The organism is Pseudomonas sp. MC6 (assembly GCF_054790575.1).
The window spans coordinates 1,226,726-1,244,163 of record NZ_CP186504.1 but is presented as its reverse complement, the minus strand read 5'-3'; the positions used below and the strand labels follow the sequence as shown (position 1 = coordinate 1,244,163).

General features: G+C 61.0%; 17 protein-coding genes. 11 read left to right on the top strand and 6 right to left on the bottom strand.

Annotation, left to right across the window (positions count from 1 at the left end; all coding sequences use genetic code 11):
• Positions 1–69 precede the first annotated feature (69 nt).
• Entirely contained in the window at positions 70–1,017 is a 948-nt protein-coding gene (locus ACOYXE_RS05785) for a FecR domain-containing protein (protein ID WP_160058298.1), read from the bottom strand.
• The gene (locus ACOYXE_RS05780) at positions 1,014–1,520 is read right to left on the bottom strand and encodes a sigma-70 family RNA polymerase sigma factor (RefSeq protein ID WP_034152323.1); all 507 of its coding nucleotides are present in this window, start codon (positions 1,518–1,520) and stop codon (positions 1,014–1,016) included. The genes ACOYXE_RS05785 and ACOYXE_RS05780 overlap by 4 nt, the downstream gene beginning before the upstream one ends.
• A gap of 297 nt (positions 1,521–1,817) precedes the next feature.
• On the opposite strand from ACOYXE_RS05780, the gene ACOYXE_RS05775 reads away from it, so the two are divergent.
• The 4 genes from ACOYXE_RS05775 to ACOYXE_RS05760 all read left to right on the top strand — a co-directional run bounded on the left by ACOYXE_RS05775 (position 1,818) and on the right by ACOYXE_RS05760 (position 6,969).
• Positions 1,818–3,536 (top strand): hydrogenase maturation protein, encoded by a 1,719-nt coding sequence (locus tag ACOYXE_RS05775; RefSeq protein WP_460928149.1) that lies wholly within the window; start codon positions 1,818–1,820, stop codon positions 3,534–3,536.
• Positions 3,537–3,775: 239 nt separating this feature from the next.
• Complete coding sequence (locus ACOYXE_RS05770) at positions 3,776–4,639, top strand: LysR family transcriptional regulator (protein WP_077573167.1); 864 nt, start codon at positions 3,776–3,778, stop codon at positions 4,637–4,639.
• Positions 4,640–4,750: 111 nt separating this feature from the next.
• Positions 4,751–5,896 (top strand): sterol desaturase/SRPBCC family protein, encoded by a 1,146-nt coding sequence (locus tag ACOYXE_RS05765; protein WP_160058301.1) that lies wholly within the window; start codon positions 4,751–4,753, stop codon positions 5,894–5,896.
• On the top strand, positions 5,893–6,969 hold the full coding sequence (locus ACOYXE_RS05760) for an SMP-30/gluconolactonase/LRE family protein (RefSeq protein ID WP_160058303.1): 1,077 nt from the start codon (positions 5,893–5,895) through the stop codon (positions 6,967–6,969). Before ACOYXE_RS05765 ends, ACOYXE_RS05760 begins: the two co-directional genes overlap by 4 nt.
• A gap of 149 nt (positions 6,970–7,118) precedes the next feature.
• Here ACOYXE_RS05760 and ACOYXE_RS05755 read toward each other — a convergent pair whose 3' ends face one another.
• Positions 7,119–7,283, bottom strand: a complete 165-nt coding sequence (locus ACOYXE_RS05755; protein ID WP_007912545.1) for a hypothetical protein — start codon at positions 7,281–7,283, stop codon at positions 7,119–7,121.
• A 109-nt stretch (positions 7,284–7,392) separates the two neighbouring features.
• Positions 7,393–7,635, bottom strand: coding sequence for a DUF465 domain-containing protein (locus tag ACOYXE_RS05750; protein WP_038368920.1), 243 nt, complete (start codon positions 7,633–7,635; stop codon positions 7,393–7,395).
• Between the two features lie 205 nt (positions 7,636–7,840).
• Between ACOYXE_RS05750 and ACOYXE_RS05745 the strand changes: the two genes are divergently transcribed.
• On the top strand, positions 7,841–8,362 hold the full coding sequence (locus ACOYXE_RS05745) for a DUF4142 domain-containing protein (RefSeq protein ID WP_460928145.1): 522 nt from the start codon (positions 7,841–7,843) through the stop codon (positions 8,360–8,362).
• 265 nt (positions 8,363–8,627) lie between these two features.
• Here the strand turns inward: ACOYXE_RS05745 and ACOYXE_RS05740 are convergent, their stop codons facing one another.
• Complete coding sequence (locus tag ACOYXE_RS05740; RefSeq protein ID WP_160058305.1) at positions 8,628–8,891, bottom strand: hypothetical protein; 264 nt, start codon at positions 8,889–8,891, stop codon at positions 8,628–8,630.
• A gap of 249 nt (positions 8,892–9,140) precedes the next feature.
• Between ACOYXE_RS05740 and ACOYXE_RS05735 the strand changes: the two genes are divergently transcribed.
• From ACOYXE_RS05735 to ACOYXE_RS05710, 6 genes are read left to right on the top strand one after another with little or no spacing between them, the layout of a single operon-like run.
• Complete coding sequence (locus tag ACOYXE_RS05735) at positions 9,141–9,992, top strand: STAS domain-containing protein (RefSeq protein WP_160058307.1); 852 nt, start codon at positions 9,141–9,143, stop codon at positions 9,990–9,992.
• Between the two features lie 2 nt (positions 9,993–9,994).
• Positions 9,995–10,357 carry an STAS domain-containing protein gene (locus ACOYXE_RS05730; RefSeq protein ID WP_160058309.1) on the top strand — a complete coding sequence of 121 codons (363 nt, stop codon included), beginning with the start codon at positions 9,995–9,997 and terminating at the stop codon, positions 10,355–10,357.
• Entirely contained in the window at positions 10,354–10,758 is a 405-nt protein-coding gene (locus ACOYXE_RS05725) for an anti-sigma regulatory factor (RefSeq protein ID WP_008084828.1), read from the top strand. The genes ACOYXE_RS05730 and ACOYXE_RS05725 overlap by 4 nt, the downstream gene beginning before the upstream one ends.
• Positions 10,755–11,765 (top strand): ATP-binding protein, encoded by a 1,011-nt coding sequence (locus ACOYXE_RS05720; RefSeq protein ID WP_160060108.1) that lies wholly within the window; start codon positions 10,755–10,757, stop codon positions 11,763–11,765. Before ACOYXE_RS05725 ends, ACOYXE_RS05720 begins: the two co-directional genes overlap by 4 nt.
• The gene (locus ACOYXE_RS05715) at positions 11,758–12,633 is read left to right on the top strand and encodes a sensor histidine kinase (RefSeq protein WP_160058311.1); all 876 of its coding nucleotides are present in this window, start codon (positions 11,758–11,760) and stop codon (positions 12,631–12,633) included. Before ACOYXE_RS05720 ends, ACOYXE_RS05715 begins: the two co-directional genes overlap by 8 nt.
• Positions 12,623–14,566, top strand: a complete 1,944-nt coding sequence (locus tag ACOYXE_RS05710) for a response regulator (protein WP_460928142.1) — start codon at positions 12,623–12,625, stop codon at positions 14,564–14,566. The genes ACOYXE_RS05715 and ACOYXE_RS05710 overlap by 11 nt, the downstream gene beginning before the upstream one ends.
• A 229-nt stretch (positions 14,567–14,795) precedes the next feature.
• On the opposite strand, the gene ACOYXE_RS05705 is transcribed toward ACOYXE_RS05710, so the two are convergent.
• Positions 14,796–17,429 carry an excinuclease ABC subunit UvrA gene (locus ACOYXE_RS05705; RefSeq protein WP_160058315.1) on the bottom strand — a complete coding sequence of 878 codons (2,634 nt, stop codon included), beginning with the start codon at positions 17,427–17,429 and terminating at the stop codon, positions 14,796–14,798.
• Positions 17,430–17,438 lie beyond the last annotated feature (9 nt).

The following is a 17,438-nucleotide window of genomic DNA, read 5'->3' as shown; positions in this document are numbered from 1 at the left end:
CATCTGCAGGGAATGAGCAGCGGGCCAGCGCTTTTTATAGGGCGGCGATTAGGCCAAGAAGTTATGGGTTTATAACCGCGCGTCGATGCTGACCCAGTACGGGTTGTGCCAGGTGATGCGGATCGGCAGCGAGCGTTCCAGCAGTTGCAACGTGCGATCGCTGTCGTCAAGCGGATAGAGGCCGCTGAGGCGCAGGTCGGCGACTTCCGGGCTTAGATGCAAGATGCCGCGACGGTAGCGGCGCAAGCTGTCGATGACTTCGTACAAAGGCCGGTCGCGGACTTCCAGGCGACCTTGCACCCATGCACTTTCCTGGCCGTTGCTACGTTCCAGCGACAGCACTCCAGCGCCGTTGAACAACAGACTTTCGCCGGCCTGCACCACTTGCCGCGCACCGCCGGCGGTGACCACTTCGACCTGCGAATGGAGCATCACCAAACGCGTCGCCTCCTCGCGGTACTGCACGAGAAACTTCGTCCCCAGCGCGCGCAGGCGACCGTGCTCGGTCTCGACCACAAAGGGCCGCGCCGGCTCTTTCGCCACATCCACCAACAACTCACCGCTGCGCAAGGCGAGCAGGCGCTGTTGGCTATCGAACAAAGGCACCACACGACTGCGCGCGTTGAGGGTCAGCGCACTGCCGTCGGCCAGGGTGAAGTCACGTCGCTCGCCGGTCCCGGTCGACAACTCCCCCGCCTCCGGCAGCCAGCCGTAACGCCGCCCGAGCAGCCCGGCCAACAGCCCGATGCCGAGCACACTCAGACTGCCGCTGATAAAGCGTCGCCGACTCGATGGCGCGTTAAGGCTGTGCAGCAGACTGCTGCGCGGCAAGGTGCGCAGGGTCGGGTTGCGTAGCAGATTGAGGCCGCCGCCCATTTGCTCGATGACCTGCTGATGCCGTGGGTCGGCAACGCGCCAAGCCTCGAATGCGGCCCGCTCAGCCATGCCCGCCTCGCCCGACTGCAACAACGCCAGCCATTGCGCGGCCTCATCGATCACCGCTTCGTCCGGCCTCATGCCTGCATCGCCTGATAGCAACGCTTGAACGCTTCGACCATGTATTGCTGCACGCGGCTGGTGGACACCCCGAGGCGCTCGCCGATCTCGCTGTAGGTCAAGCCGTCGAGCTGGTGGTAGAGAAACGCCGCTTTGGCTTTGGCCGACAACCCGTTGAGCAAACGATCGACCGCCAGCAGCGCTTCGATCACCAGCGCCCGCTCTTCCGGAGACGGATGCACCGGTTCTGGCGCCAGCGCCAGGCTTTCCAGATAGGCGCGTTCCAGGTCCTGGCGACGCCAGCCTTCATAGACCAGCCGCCGGGCGATGGTAGTGAGCAGCGCGCGTGGCTCGCGAATGGCCGTCGGGTCCGGCAATGCCAGCACCCGCAGAAAGGTTTCCGAGGCGATGTCCTGCGCACTGTGCGGGCAACCCAGCGTGCGGCCAACGGCAGCGCACAGCCAGCGATAGTCCTTTTGGAACATCTGCCCAATGATCTGGTAATGCGGGTTGTACCCACCCATGTCTTGCTCCCTGAAACGGGTCCCACCCGCTGCGAAAAACCATCGTTCTGCCGGGATCGTCCGGCTCTGATCAGGCGCGACTGTGCAATAGCCTCGAAGACATTTGAAGTAATAAAAAATCAGCATATGCAAACCATTGAGCATAAGCCGCTTCGTCGCCGCAGAAACATTGGCTGACAGAACGTTGACCTCGGTCACTGGCGCGTGGGCGGTCACTGATTAATCTCGCGGCTCCATCGAAGGCCAGGGACGGCTCACCGAGAGCCCACGGCTAAACCCACTCAAGGAAGAGCAAGCATGCGACCACTCAACATCATCCTGCTGTCGTCAGCGTTCAATGGCCTGACCCAACGCGCCTGGCTGGAACTGCGTGAGGCCGGGCACTCGCCGAGCGTCATGTTGTTTACCGATGAACAAGTGGTGTGCGAGCAGATCGAACACAGCGGCGCCGATCTGGTGATCTGCCCGTTCCTCAAGGACCGTGTGCCCGAAGCACTGTGGAGCAATACCCAGCGTCCGGTGGTGATCATTCATCCCGGCATCGTCGGCGATCGCGGCGCCAGTGCCCTCGACTGGGCGATTACCAATGAGTTGCCGAGTTGGGGCGTTACCGCGTTGCAGGCCGTTGAGGAGATGGACGCCGGCCCGGTGTGGGCCACCTGCGAATTCAACCTGCCGGCGGGCCTGCGCAAATCCGAGCTGTACAACGGCCGGGTCAGTGACGCGGCAATTCGTTGCATACGCGAAGTGGTAGAGAAATTCATCGAAGGTTTTGAGCCGGTTACCCTCGACTATGCCGATGCGAAAGTGCGCGGGCGCTTACAGCCGAACATGAAACAGGTCGACCGCAGTTTCAGCTGGCACGACTGCGCGCGCTTCATCAAACGCTGCATCGATGCCGCCGATGGCCAGCCCGGCGTGCTGGCGAGCCTGGCCGGCGGTCAGTATTACGTGTACGACGCGCACCTCGATTCGCGCAGCGGCATGCCCGGCGAGATTCTCGCGGTGCATGACGATGCGGTGCTGGTCGCGGCTGGTGATCAGAGTTTGTGGCTTGGTTCGTTGCGACGCAAACCGCAACCCGGCGAAGAAACCTTCAAGCAACCGGCGCGGCACCTGTTGGCCGAGCAATTGGCCGACGTGCCGGTGCTCGACTGGTCGATCGCTACACAGCCGTTCAGTGACGAAGCCTATCAACCGCTGCGTTATCGCGAATCCGGCATCGTCGGTGAGCTGACCTTTGAGTTTTACAACGGCGCCATGAGCACCGAGCAATGCCAGCGCATGGTCGCCGCGCTGCGCTGGGCCAAATCCCGTGATACGCAGGTGTTGCTGATCAAGGGCGGGCGCGGCAGCTTTTCCAACGGCGTGCATTTGAACGTGATTCAAGCCGCGCAGGATCCGGGCGCCGAAGCCTGGGCGAATATTCAGGCGATCGACGATGTCTGCGCAGAACTGCTGACCGCCCGGCAACTGGTGGTCAGCGGCGTTACTGGTAACGCCGGCGCCGGTGGCGTGATGCTCGCACTGGCGGCCGATATTGTGTTTGCCCGCGCCGATATCGTGCTCAACCCGCATTACAAGAGCATGGGTTTGTATGGTTCCGAATACTGGACCTACAGCCTGCCCCGCGCCGTCGGCCCGGCGATGGCCGAACAATTGACTCAGGCGTGTCTGCCGGTGAGCGCGGTGCAGGCGTGGCAACTGGGCATGGTCCAGGAAATCGGCCCGCGCTGCCCGGACGAGTTTTCGTTGTGGTTACTGCAACGGGCCAACGGTGCGGTGAGCGATCCGACCTATGCTGCGGTGCGCGAGCGCAAGGCGCGGGTTGATCAGGTGTTGATCCAGCAGTGCCGCGAAACCGAGCTGCAGGAGATGCAGGAGGACATGCTTTACAACCGCAATCAGTTTGCCGAGAAGTGCCGGAACTTTGTGTTCAAGCGCAAAGTGTGTGGCACGCCGGCGCGGTTGATCGAGGCGTGGGCGCGGGTATGTTTGACCGAGTTGGCCAGTTGATTTTGCGGTGACTGCTTTCCCCTCACCCTAGCCCTCTCCCCAAGGAGAGGGAACTGACCGAGGTGTCTGGCGCCCTGCATCGACCTGAAAAAACGTGTCGATTATGGATTCAACGCTGATCGTTCAAGTCAGTGCATTTCTTCAATATCCCCCAATCAGTCCCCTCTCCCTCCGGGAGAGGGTTAGGGTGAGGGGCTTTTGCCTTTACAATGCCCGACACCTCAAACACCGGCCCGCCCATGGACATCGATCTCGCTCGCACCTTTCTGGAAATCGTCCGTCACGGCAGCCTCGCCGCTGCCGCGCAGAAGTTGTTCGTCACACAAACGGCGATCACCGCCCGGGTGCAGAAGCTCGAAAGCCAACTGGGCAGCACACTGTTCGTGCGCAACCGTGCCGGGGCAAAGCTGACGCCCAATGGCGAGGCCTTTGTGATCTACGCCAATCAACTGGTGCAGACCTGGGAAGCCGCGCGCCGTGATCTGCCGCTGCCCGAGGGCTATCACAACGTGCTGCACATCGGCGGCGAAGTCAGCCTGTGCAACCCGTTGATGCTGAGTTGGGCGGCGGAGCTGCGCGAGAAGATTCCCGGGCACGCCCTGCGCATGGAAATCCGCGATGGCGAAAACCTGCTGCGCCAACTGGAACTCGGCGTGCTCGACGCGGCGCTGGTCTATCAGCCGGAATACTGGCCGGGCTTGCAGGTCGAGCAAGTGCTGGAAGAAAAACTGATTCTGGTGCGTGCGCCCGAGCGCCCCGATCCCTACGTCTACATCGACTGGGGCCCGGACTTTCGCCGCCAGCATGACGCCGCCCTGCCGGAAAAAGCCAAAGCGGCGCTGAGTTTCAACCTCGGCCCGCTAGCCCTGCAATACATCCTCGAACACGGCGGCAGCGGCTACTTCCGCACCCGTGTGGTACGCACGTATCTGGAAAGCGGCGCCCTGGAAGCAGTGACCAAAGCCCCGGAATTCGGCTACCCGACTTATCTTGTCTACTCACGCGACCGCGATTCGGCAACGCTGCAACAAGCCTTCCATCTGCTGCGCGAAGTGATCCGCACCGATGACGACTGGTCGCAACGCTGGAACCCGCTGAGCTGAAGCGGCGGCTTTGCACCGGAGCATGGCGCAAGTGACACCGAGGTCCGGCCTGCACAAACGGCCGGATCGGCTAATCTGCCGGGTATAACAACAATCCCCGCAGGTGATGCAGTGAGGCAGACCACCGAGGCATTCCGCAGTCGCTACCGTGCGGCCATTCACCCGTTGTACAACCCATGGCTGCACGGTGCCTTCGTGCTGCTGTTCGGTGTGCTGGCCATCGCTGCGTTCTCGGCCAGCGTGCAGCAGGTCAGTCTGCTGGAATGGCTGACGGTGCCGTTGACCCTGCTGTTGTTCAATTTCGGTGTGTACATGGTCCATCGCCATCTCGGCCACCACAAAAAAACCTTCGCGAAAATGTTCTACGCCCGGCACGCGGGCGATCATCACAGCTTCTTCACTCCCGGCCATATGACCTACGACAGTGCGCGTGACTGGCGGGTGATTCTGTTCCCCGCCTGGCTGATTGTGCTGCATACGCTGGTGATCACCGTACCGTTGTGGTGGCTGTTGGCACCCGTAAACGCCAACGTTGCCGGGTTGTTCGGCGGTTGCATGGTGCTGGGTTATCTGACTTACGAAGTGTTTCATGCCTGCGAGCATTTGCCGGCAGACAACCCTTTGGCACGCCTGCCATGGATCCGCCAGATGCGCCGTTTGCATGAGCTGCATCACCGCCGCGAACGCATGCAGGAGCGCAATTTCAACATCGTCCTGCCGCTGATGGACTACCTGTTCGGCACCCTGTACTGGGAGCCGGAAACCACCCCTTTGAGCTATTCGAAAATGCCCATGACCCGCATGCAGCACAGCATCGATATCGCTGGCGATCCCATTGCCGTACTGGCCTACGCCGCCAGTGTCGGTCGCTGGCCTGAGTGGCACCCCTCGTCGCTGAAAATCGACGGCCCACACGGCCCGCTGCATGCGGGCGCGCGCTTTGAAGAGGACATTCATGCCGGCGGCCGTGAAGGCCACTTGAGCTGGGAAGTCACCGAGTACTTGCCCGGCCGGCGCTGGTGCGCCCGGGCGCAAGGTGATCATGGATTGTCGTTGCTACTGACCTATGAATGCAGCGCCGAAGGCAGCGGCGCGCGATTTGTGCGCACACTGGATTATCGCTTCGCCGGTCTGGGCATGCGCATCGCCAATCACCTGCTGCTCAAGCGCCGCATCGAGCGCGAATCTGCCGCGTCGATGCTGGCGCTGCGCGACATGGCCGCCCAGTACCTGTCATCGGCGAGGGCCAGCGCGTGAAGCTACGGCATCTGTTGTTGCTGCTGATCCTTATCGTCATCGCGTTCTTATTGTTGATGCCAACCAAAGTCGAACCCGTGGCCTGGACGCCGTCGCCTGCGCCATCGCTGAAAGAAGGCATTTACGCCGAGAATCAGAAACTCAAAGGCGCAGCGCAGGTCGGGCCGAGCGACATCGAAGGGCCGGAAGCGTTGCTGCTGGAAAGTGACTTCTTGATCACCGGACTGCACGACGGCCGACTGATCCGTACCAGCCTCGACGGCCAGCAACGCAAAGTACTCGCCGACACCGGTGGCCGTCCGCTCGGATTGGCCCGACATCCGAACGGCATGCTGGTGATCGCTGATGGGGTCAAGGGCTTGCTGTCCCTTGATGCGCAAGGTCAGTTGATTCCTTTGACCACGGAGGCCAATGGTCTGGGCTTCGGTTTCACCGATGATGTGGCCATCGACAAGTCCGGGCATTACGCCTATTTCAGCGATGCATCCAGTCGCTGGGGTTATGGCCATGACGGCGAGGCAATCATCGAGCACGGCGGCGACGGACGTCTGCTGCGCTATGACTTCCAGAGCGGTAAAACCAGTGTGCTGCTGGACAGACTGGAGTTCGCCAACGGCGTGACCCTCGGCCCCGATGACGCCTATGTGCTGGTCAACGAAACCGGCGCTTATCGCATCAGCCGTTACTGGCTGACCGGTCCGAAAGCCGGCACTCACGACCTGTTCATCGACAATCTGCCTGGGCTGCCGGACAACCTGGCATTCAATGGCAGCAACCGGTTCTGGGTGGCGTTGTATGCGCCGCGCAATGCTCTGCTGGATGGCACTGCGGGGCATCCGTTCGTGCGCAAGATGATCGTGCGGGCGCTGAGGGTTTTACCGAAACCGGTGGAGAAACGCGGGTTTGTGCTGGGCCTGGACCTGGATGGCAAGGTGATTGCCAATCTGCAGGATGCGAGCAGTGGCAATTACTCGCCGATTACCACGGTGCGCGAGTATGGGCCGTGGTTGTATTTTGGCTCGTTGAAGGCCACACATATGGCGCGGATGCCGTTGGATGCGGCCCTGAAGTGAGCCTGATGTTTTTTGTGTTGCATGGACTTACGCCTTCGTCGGAACGCCGCCCGGAGCAGGCTCGCTCCCACAGGGGTTCTTTGCTGACCACAGCATTAGTGGTCAACACAATCCACTGTGGGAGCGAGCCTGCTCGCGAAGACGGTCTGTCAGTTGCTGGACTTGTCGAACTTGTCCGGATCTTCGTCTTCAGGCAGATCCTCATCCGGCTCTTCGGGGTTAGCGGTGGTATGCGCCGGGCTGTTGGGTTCAGGATGGGTGGGAACCGGGTCGAATGCGCCCTGCTCTTCACTGGGGAATTTCGGATCGTTCATAAGGCACCTCGCAAAGAGTCGCTGATGGAAGACTCTGTACATTCGAGGTGCCGGTCGTGGCTGTCGTTCCCGTCAATCCGCAACCGCAGGTCGGCGGATCATTGTCGAGTCAGGACGGGGCCTGCAAATGGCTGACGATTTCGTCTTTGACCTTCAAGCGCTTTTCTTTGAGCTTTTTCAATGCGTCGTCGGTGGGAGCATCTGAAGTGGCCGTTTCGGCCTTGACCACTTCGGCGTCGGCTTGGGAATACTTGTTGATCAGTGAATCCAGTCGTGGATCCTGGGTGCGTTTTTGCTGGATCTCTTCCTTCGTGCAACTCAAGTCCTGAAACAGGTCATGGGGAACCGGCATGGAACACCTCCGTCAGTTGATCGGCTGGCCAACGCGACCGATTGCGCTGGCCAGTTATCAGAATGGCCTTGGTTGCACGGTTCTGTCGACCACCTGTCAGACCAGCGGTGCCCGTTCGTCGCCCTGTCGCAAATGCGATAAAACCTTTACTCGCCGCGTTGCCTCCATTGGATAACCCCAACAAAAACTGCGTGGAGATACACCAATGGACGGATTCAACCTGCGTCATCTGGTTTTGGCTGTCGCTTTGAGCAGCGGCATGGGCAGTGCTTTCGCCGCGACGGACAATGACTTCGTCGATAACGCCGCAGCCGGTGGCATCGCCGAAATCGAAACCAGCCGTCTGGCCCTGGAAAAAAGCCAATCGGCAGACATCAAGGCATTTGCCAACATGATGATCACCGATCACGGCAAGGCCAATGACGAACTGGCGACTATTGCCAAAGCCAACGACATCGAAGTCCCGGACAACACGACCCTGGTCAAACAGGCCAAGGAAAAAATCCTCGAAGTGCGCGATGAGTCCTTTGATGCCGCTTACGCCAATAATCAGGTGAAGGCGCATGAAGAGACCATCGAGCTGTTCAAGAAACAAGCCAATACTGTGACGGATGACAAGGTCAAAGGCGCGACTGAACTGAAAGCGTTTGCGCAGAAAATGCTGCCGGGGCTGGAAAAACATTTGGCCGCCGCAAAAGAATTGCAGGCCAAGCATCCGAGCAAGTAAAAAGCCTTACCCTCACCCCAGCCCTCCCGAAACGTCGGACCGCCCCGAGGGAGTGGGAGCCGACCGAGGTGGATGTTCGAGTTACGCCGACCTGACAGTCTCGAGTTGAACGCAGGTTTTGAACATTCCCCAATCGGCTCCCTTTCCCCTCGCCCCCTTGGGGGAGAGGGCTGGGGTGAGGGGGATCGATATCAGCCACACCACCAGACTCAAGCGTAAAAAAGGCCGCATCCAAATAGATGCGGCCTTGTCATATCCGCCGAAATCAACCGCCATCGGTATCAATATCGGCATCCGTCTCCTCCCCCGGCTTCGCCCGATCCGGCTGCGGTTTGAAGCCCGGGCTGAACTCGTTGTCGTTGTCCGTATGCTGGTTCTTCTGATCCACCGCCGGATCGGCACTCTGCGCCTGATCATCCTCGCCCTGCTGCTGCGTCGGAGCCGGTTGCCCCGGCACCTGCGGGTCAATGGCCGGATCATTGCGATTGATCGGTTCGCCAGATTGGCTCTGCTTCGTTTGCTCGTTCATGGCCACCTCGTTGGTCAAACACCCCCGGCACACATCCGCCGGGTGTCAAAGATTCGAAGCCTGCCCTGCGTCAACGTTCAAAACTTCACCGCACCCGGCCACGCCGACTAGAGTTACCGGGACGTTCCTTGCGCCAGATCAAAAATATACGTGCGTGAACGAACAACTATTTCGAACGGCAAATGTCGATCATTCCGCGGCGTTCATTTATAGCGATCGCCCCCCAATTCGCGACGGAGCAACAGGCACATGGCAGCACTGCAGAACAGCACACTCGATGCGATGAAAAACAAACAAGCACAACTGCTGAGTGAATGGGTCAACGGACTGGAAACCAGCGGTGCCACGCGTAATCTGAAAGGCCACGACATACAGCAACAAACCGGCGAATTCCTGCAACTGGTGATCAATGGTCTGCAAAACGACAACGGCACCAATGTGGCCGCGCCGGGTTGGGAAACCACCCGCCAGTTCCTCGAAAAGCTCTCCCACAGCCGCGCCCTGCTCGGCCAGGACTCGCAGCAGACCGCGAGTTTCATCTTCGCCCTCAAAGGCCCGCTGTTTAACCTGCTCCAAAGTCATTACAAAGACCAACCGGCGCTGCTGGCCGAACAACTCTGGGAAGTGTCCGAGCTGCTCGACGCGTTCGGCATGCACACCATCCGCACCTTTCAGAAATCCCGCGAAGCGGTGATCAAGCGTCAACAGGAAGAACTGCTGGAGCTGTCGACCCCGGTGGTCAAGCTGTGGGACGGCGTGCTGGCGCTACCGATGATCGGCACCCTCGACTCGCAACGCACGCAAGTGGTGATGGAATCGCTGCTGCAACGCATCGTCGACACCGGTTCGGAAATCGCCATCATCGACATCACCGGCGTGCCGACCGTCGACACTCTGGTTGCCCAGCACCTGCTGAAGACTGTCACCGCGATCCGCCTGATGGGCGCCGACTGCATCATCAGCGGCGTACGTCCGCAAATCGCACAAACCATCGTCCACCTCGGCCTCGACCTGCAAGGCGTGGTGACCAAAGCCAATCTGGCCGATGCATTGAAACTGGCCCTGACCCGTCTGGGTGTCAGCCTCGTCAAGACGGTTTAAACATGGAACGTATCCCGATTCTGCAAATGGGCGAATTTCTGCTGGTGACCATTCAGGTCGACATGCATGACCAACTCGCCCTCACCCTGCAAGATGACTTGTCCGAGCGCATCAGCAAGACCTCGGCGCGGGGCGTGCTGATCGACATCTCCGCGCTGGACATGGTCGACTCGTTCATTGGCCGGATGATCGGCACGATTTCCGGCCTGTCGAAAATCATGGACGCCGAAACTGTACTGGTGGGCATGCAACCGGCAGTGGCGATTACTTTGGTGGAACTTGGCATGACGTTGCCCGGCGTCAGTACCGCACTGAATGTCGAGCGCGGGATGAAGCTGCTCCGGGAACGAGTAGCGCTGCAATGACCGTACGCAGCAGCGGTACTCAACCCATCCACATCGAGCAGGATGTCGTGCTCGCGCGCCAGACCGCGCGCAAGTTGGCGACGGAGTGCGGCATGCGTCTGATCGACCTGACCAAAATGGTCACGGCGGTCAGCGAACTGGCGCGCAACACCATGGTTTACGGTGGCGGCGGCGACATGGACTGGCAGATTCTCGATGAGGATCACAAAGTCGGTCTGCGCTTGACCTTTCGCGACGAAGGCCCGGGCATTCCCGACCTGAAACTGGCGATGACCGACGGCTGGACCTCGGGCAGCGGCATGGGCCTGGGCTTGACCGGCGCCAAACGTCTGGTCGAAGAGTTCGAACTGGACACCGAGCCCGGCAAAGGCACGCGCATAACGATTACCCGATGGACATGAATATCGTCGGGTCGCTGACCCAGGTTCTGTTGGTCGAGGACAGCAGTCAGATCGGTCATGCCCGGCGCACCGCGCAGCAACTCGCTGAACAGCATGGCTTTGATGAGCGCGATGCCGGGCGGGTCGCTCTGGTTGCCACGGAATTGGCCAGTAATGTGCTCAAGCACGCTACGCACGGCGAATTGCATCTGCGGGTATTACCTCGGCCTGCGGGTTTCGGTATTGAAATGCTCGCGGTGGATCGCGCTCAGGGTTTTGATCTGGAGGCCTGCGTGGCCGACGGATTCTCCACCGGTGGCACGCAAGGTATCGGCCTCGGCGCAGTTTCGCGGCAGACCGAGGTATTTGACGTCTATGCCGACGGCCGTGGCGCGGTACTGTTGGCGCGTCTTTACCCGCGTACCGACCGCGATCCGGATATCCGTTATGGCGTCAGCCAGCACTCGTTGCACAACGATCCGGCCTGCGGTGACGTTTGGCACCTGAAGTATGAAGGCGCCAGCATCAGCGCACTGGTGATCGATGGCCTCGGGCATGGCGAGGAAGCCGAACGCGCCGGGCGTGCGGGGGCTCAAGCCTTTGCCCTGACACCGTTTGCCGATCCGGTGATGCTGATGGAGGACATGCACCGCGACATGATCGGCACGCGTGGCGGCGCTGTCGCGTTTAGCCAGTTCGACGGCAGGCGCGACAACCTGACCTTCGCTGGCGTGGGCAATATTGGCGCCAGTCTGATCGCCGCAGACAAATCGCGAGGTCTGGCCTCGCACCCGGGTATCGTCGGCGTGCAATACCGAAAAGCCCGGCCTTTTGACTATGCTCACGTGAACGGACATCTATTGATCATGTACAGCGACGGCTTGCAGTCCCGTTGGAATCTACAAGACTACCCCGGCCTGGTGCATCGCCACCCCGCTGTGATAGCCAGCGTCCTGCACCGCGACTTCAGTCGCGGGCGTGACGATGCAACAGTATTGGTCGTTGCCCTGGAGGCCGCCCATGGCTGAGTCACCGATGTTGAGCAATGCCGAACAGGCCGCGCTCATCGCGCAGTTGCAGAGCGAAACAGTGGCTTTGCGCGAAGAGCTCGACGAAACCAATCAGGGCGTGCTGGCGCTGTATGCCGAACTCGACGAACAAGCTGAAGAATTACGCCAGGCCTCAGATCTGAAAAGTCGCTTTCTGTCATACATGAGCCATGAATTCCGCACGCCACTGGGCTCGATCCTCAGCATCAACAGCCTGCTCGCCGACGAACTCGACGGCCCGCTCAGCCCTGAACAACACAAGCAGGTCGCGTTCGTCAGCACCGCTGCCCGCGAGTTGAGCGACATGGTCGATGACCTGCTCGACCTGGCGAAGATCGAGGCCGGGCGCATCACGATTTCCCCGGCGTGGTTCGACATGTTCGACCTGTTCTCCGCGCTGCGCGGGATGTTCCGGCCGATTGTCGATGCCTCCGCCGTCGATCTGATCTTCGAAGAACCGGTCGGTTTGCCTCGCCTGTACACCGACGACAAGAAACTCGGGCAAATCCTGCGCAACTTCATTTCCAATTCGCTGAAGTTCACTACCCGTGGCGAAGTGCGGGTGTCCGCGCGCCTCGAAGGCGTGGACAAGGTGCGTTTTGCCGTCAGCGACACTGGAATCGGTATCGCTGCGGAGCTGCATGGTGCATTGTTCGAGGACTTTTCCCAGGTCGACTCGCCACTGCAGAAACGTCTGCGCGGCACCGGGCTAGGCCTGTCACTGTGCAAACGCTTCGCGGCCCTGCTCGGCGGTGAAGTCGGGCTGGAAAGCACGCCGGGGGTCGGTTCGACCTTCTTCGTGATCATCCCGTTGGCGATCGCTCTGGAGAATGTCGATGAAACGTGACATCCGTCTGTTGATCGTCGATGACAACGTCGCCACCCGCTACGCCCTGCGGCGACGGCTGGAGCGCCACGGTTACGAAGTCCTCGAGGCCGGTACCGGCGGCGACGGGCTGGCGCTGATCGACAGTGAAGCGCTCGATGCGTTGATTCTCGACGTCAATCTGCCGGACATGAGCGGTTTCGACATTGTGCGGATTCTGCGCGCCGACAGCCGCACTGCACTGCTGCCGGTGATCCATGTGTCCGCCGCGTCGATCCAGACCGGCGACATCATCACCGGCCTCGACGCTGGCGCCGATGCCTACCTGATTCACCCGGTCGATCCGGACGTGCTGCTGGCCACCCTGCGCACGCTGTTGCGGGTGCGCGACACGGAAAATGCCCTGCGCGAAAGTGAAGCGCGATTCCGCGAAATTTTTGCCAATGTGTCCGCACCGATTGCAGTGCTCGATGCCAGCCTCAAGGTGCATGAGTGCAACCAGGCCTTCGCGCAACTGATTCTCGACAATCGGGATCCGCAAGCGCTGCGTGAATGCTTTGCCGATGATCAGAGCGCCATCCTCAATGAGCTGCGCCTGCGCCTGATCGATGGCGAGCGCTGGAAAGGCACGCTGAACATGCGCGTGCAGGGCGAGATTCGCGAAACCGAATGGCAGATTTCGCCGTACCGCACGCCAGAGTTGAGCCTGGTGTTTGTCGAAGACGTCACCGAACATCGCCATCGCGAGCGCTCGCATCTGGCGCGCCTGGATGACACCACCACGCAACTGGCCAAGGAAGTCGCCGAACGTGCGCGCGCCGAGGCGCAGTTGCTGCAAGTGCAGAAGATGGATGCCCTGGGCAAGCTCACGGGCGGTATTGCTCACGACTTCAACAACCTGCTGACCGGGATCATCACTAGCCTGGAGTTGATCCAGAAGCGTGTCGCCGATGAGCGCCTGGACAAGGTGCAGTTCTATAGCGAAGCAGCGCTGAACTCGGCGATGAGCGCCGCGTCCCTGACCCATCGCTTGCTGGCCTTCGCACGGCAACAGCCGCTGGATACACGGCCGGTGGACATCAACGACCAAGTCCGCTCGCTGGAAGAACTGCTGATGCGCACCATCGGTGAGCGGATCAACCTCAAGCTGGAGCTGACCAGCAAACCGGCGATCGCGTTGGTTGATCCGGTACAACTGGAAAGCGCGGTGTTGAATCTGGTGATCAACGCCCGTGATGCCCTGCCGGCGGGCGGTAATATCTGGGTCAACACCTACGCCGCGTACTCCCACGGCGACCCGAATCTGGCCGATGGCGCTTACGTGGCGTTGTCGGTGCGTGACGATGGCACAGGGATCGAGCACAACGTCATCGACAAGGTCTTCGATCCGTTTTTCACCACCAAACCGTTGGGTCAGGGCACCGGGCTGGGGCTCTCGACCATCTACGGTTTTGCCCGTCAGTCAGGCGGCGATGCGCACATCCGCAGTGTCGCGCGGCGTGGCACCGAAGTGACCATCATGTTGCCGGCCACCACTGACCCGACAGGCGCCGACATCCCCGCGCCAGTGGTCGATCCGCAAGGCAGTGGTGAGCATGTACTGATTGTCGAAGACATGCCGTCGGTGCGCATGTTTGTCACTGAAGTGCTGGAGGACGCGGGTTATCGCTGCACCCAGGCGGCGGATATCGAAACGGCGCTGGAGCGGTTGCAAAATGATCCCTCGATCAACCTGCTGCTGACCGACGTCGGCCTGCCGCGCATGAGCGGTCGGGAATTGGCAGATGTTGCGCGAGGCTGGCGTGACGGATTGCCGATTCTGTTCATGACCGGGTATGCGGAAACGGCAATCAATCGTCAGGTGTTTCTCGGCAGTGGCATGGACATGCTGGTCAAGCCGTTTCAGATCAGTGAACTGCTCGACAAGGTCCGCCGAACCCTCGATGGTGCCTGACCACAGCTTCACAGGGATTAATGTCGAACATAGATCCAATGTAGGAGTGAGCCTGCTCGCGATAGCGGAGTGTCAGCCACAGATGAATTGACTGACCTGGCGCCATCGCGAGCAGGCTCACTCCTACAGGGGTTCTGTGTGGACAGATAACGTGTCACACCACAAAACCTGCGGGAGCGAGCCTGCTCCGGGCGGCGTTCCGACGAAGACGTCAGCCCTGCCAACACCCCTATCGGCTCAAAGCCCGAGCCAGAAACGGCGCAGTCTTGCTCTTCTTGCTCGCCGCCACTTTCTGCGGCGTGCCCGCGACGACAATCCTGCCGCCCTGATCTCCCGCCCCCGGCCCGATGTCGATCACCCAGTCACTCTGCGCCACCACGCGCATTTCGTGCTCGACCACAATCACCGTGTGCCCCGCCGTGACCAGCGTATCCAGCTGTTCCAGCAGCCGGTCGACATCACGCGGATGCAACCCGGTGGTCGGTTCATCGAGCACATACAAGGTCGCGCCGCGCTGGTTGCGCTGCAACTCGGTGGCCAGTTTGATCCGCTGTGCTTCGCCACCGGACAACTCCGTGGCCGGTTGCCCGAGGCGCAGATAACCCAGGCCAATATCACGCAGCACTTCCAGTGACCGACGAATCCCCGGTTGCCCGGCAAACACCGTCACTGCTTCCTCGACGGTCAATTGCAGCACCTGCGCAATGCTCAGACCCTCCCAGAGAATCGCCAGCGTCTGCGGGTTATAGCGTGCGCCATGGCAGGTCGGGCACGGCGCATACACACTGGGCATGAACAACAATTCAACACTGACAAACCCCTCACCTTCGCAGGTGGCGCAACGGCCCTTGGCGACGTTGAAGGAAAACTGCCCGGCGTCATAACCTGCGGCCCGAGCAGCATCTGTCGCGGCGTACAGCTTACGGACGTTATCGAACAACCCGGTGTAGGTCGCCAGATTTGAGCGTGGCGTGCGGCCAATGGGTTTCTGGTCGACCTGCACCAGGCGCTTGATCGACTCCAGCCCGGACGTGACCTGGCCGCTGCTGAGTGGCGGTGCGTCGTCTTCGAGGCTGAGTTCCTCTGGCTCGCTTTCCTGCGCGGGACGGCCCAACTGCGCGCCGACCAGTTCCAGCAACGCCTGACTGACCAGACTCGACTTGCCAGAGCCGGACACGCCCGTCACCGAGGTGAAGCAGCCCAAGGGAAATTCGGCACTCAGCTTGTTCAGGTTGTTGCGGGTAATGCCGTCGAGTTTCAGCCACGCCGTCGGTTTACGCGCGGCGCGTGTCTGACCCTGCGATTCGGCAAACAGATAAGCGCGCGTCTGCGATTGCTCGATCTCGGCCAGACCTGCCGGCGGGCCGCTGTACAGCACCTGACCACCCTGCTCGCCCGCCGCCGGACCGACGTCGATCAGCCAGTCGGCGCGACGCATGGTTTCCAGATCATGCTCGACCACAAACAGCGTGTTGCCGTCAGCTTTCAAGCGTTGCAAGGCCTCGAACAATGCCTCGCCATCGGCCGGGTGCAAACCGGCGGATGGCTCGTCGAGCACATAAATCACCCCAAACAATTGCGAGCCCAACTGCGTCGCCAAACGCAAGCGCTGCAACTCACCCGACGACAGCGTCGGTGTGCTGCGCTCCAGCGCCAGATAACCGAGGCCCAGATCGGTCAGCGTGCTGACCCGCTCCAGCAGATCCTCGGCAATGCGCTGCGCCGCCAGACGTTTCTCCAGCGACAGGTTTGGCGTGTGGCGCACGTCTGGCGCACTGCCGTGCCCGCTGGCGCCGTGGGCCACGCGCTGCTGGCGGGCCTCGCGGGTTTGCGCGTGGCTTAAGGTCTCGCCGGTTTCCTCTGCGTGTTCGAGGTAGCTGGCCGCCGCCACCGGCCGCAGCACCTCGGCCACTTGCAGCAATGGCATCTGCGATAGCTCACCGATGTCATACCCGGCAAACGTCACCGACAACGCCTCGCGCTTCAGGCGTTTGCCGTCGCATAACGGGCAAGGGCTGCCGAGCATGAACTGTGAAACGCGCTTCTTCATCAGCGCACTTTGCGAATGGGTGAAGGTGTGCAGGATGTAGCGCCGGGCGCCGGTGAAGGTGCCCTGATAACTCGGTTCCATCTTGCGTTTGAGGGCGACGCGGGTTTCTTCCGGGGTCAGCCCGGCGTACACCGGCACGGTCGGGGTTTCTTCGGTGAAGAGAATCCACTCGCGCTGCTTTTTCGGCAGTTTTTTCCATGGAATATCGACATCGATGCCCATGGTCACGAGGATGTCGCGCAGGTTCTGCCCCTGCCACGCCAGCGGCCAGGACGCCACCGCGCGCTGGCGGATGGTCAGGTTCGGATCGGGCACCATCAGCGCCTCGGTGACTTCATACACCCGCCCAAGACCATGGCACTCCGGACACGCGCCTTGCGGCGTGTTCGGCGAAAAGTCCTCGGCGTACAACATCGGCTGCCCCGGCGGATAACTGCCGGCGCGCGAATAGAGCATGCGGATCAAGCTCGACAGCGTAGTCACGCTGCCCACCGACGAACGCGTACTCGGCGTACCGCGCTGCTGTTGCAGAGCCACGGCCGGTGGCAAGCCTTCGATGGAGTCGACATCCGGCACGCCGACCTGATCGATCAGTCGTCGCGCATACGGCGCCACCGACTCAAAGTAACGGCGCTGGGCTTCGGCATACAAGGTCGAGAAGGCCAACGAGGATTTGCCCGAACCGGACACGCCGGTGAACACCACCAGTGCATCGCGGGGGATGTCGACGTCGACGTTTTTCAGGTTGTGTTCACGGGCGCCGCGCACCCGGACCATGCCGGCGGGCGCTTTGGAGGTGCGTTTGGAAGTCATCGACCTGCC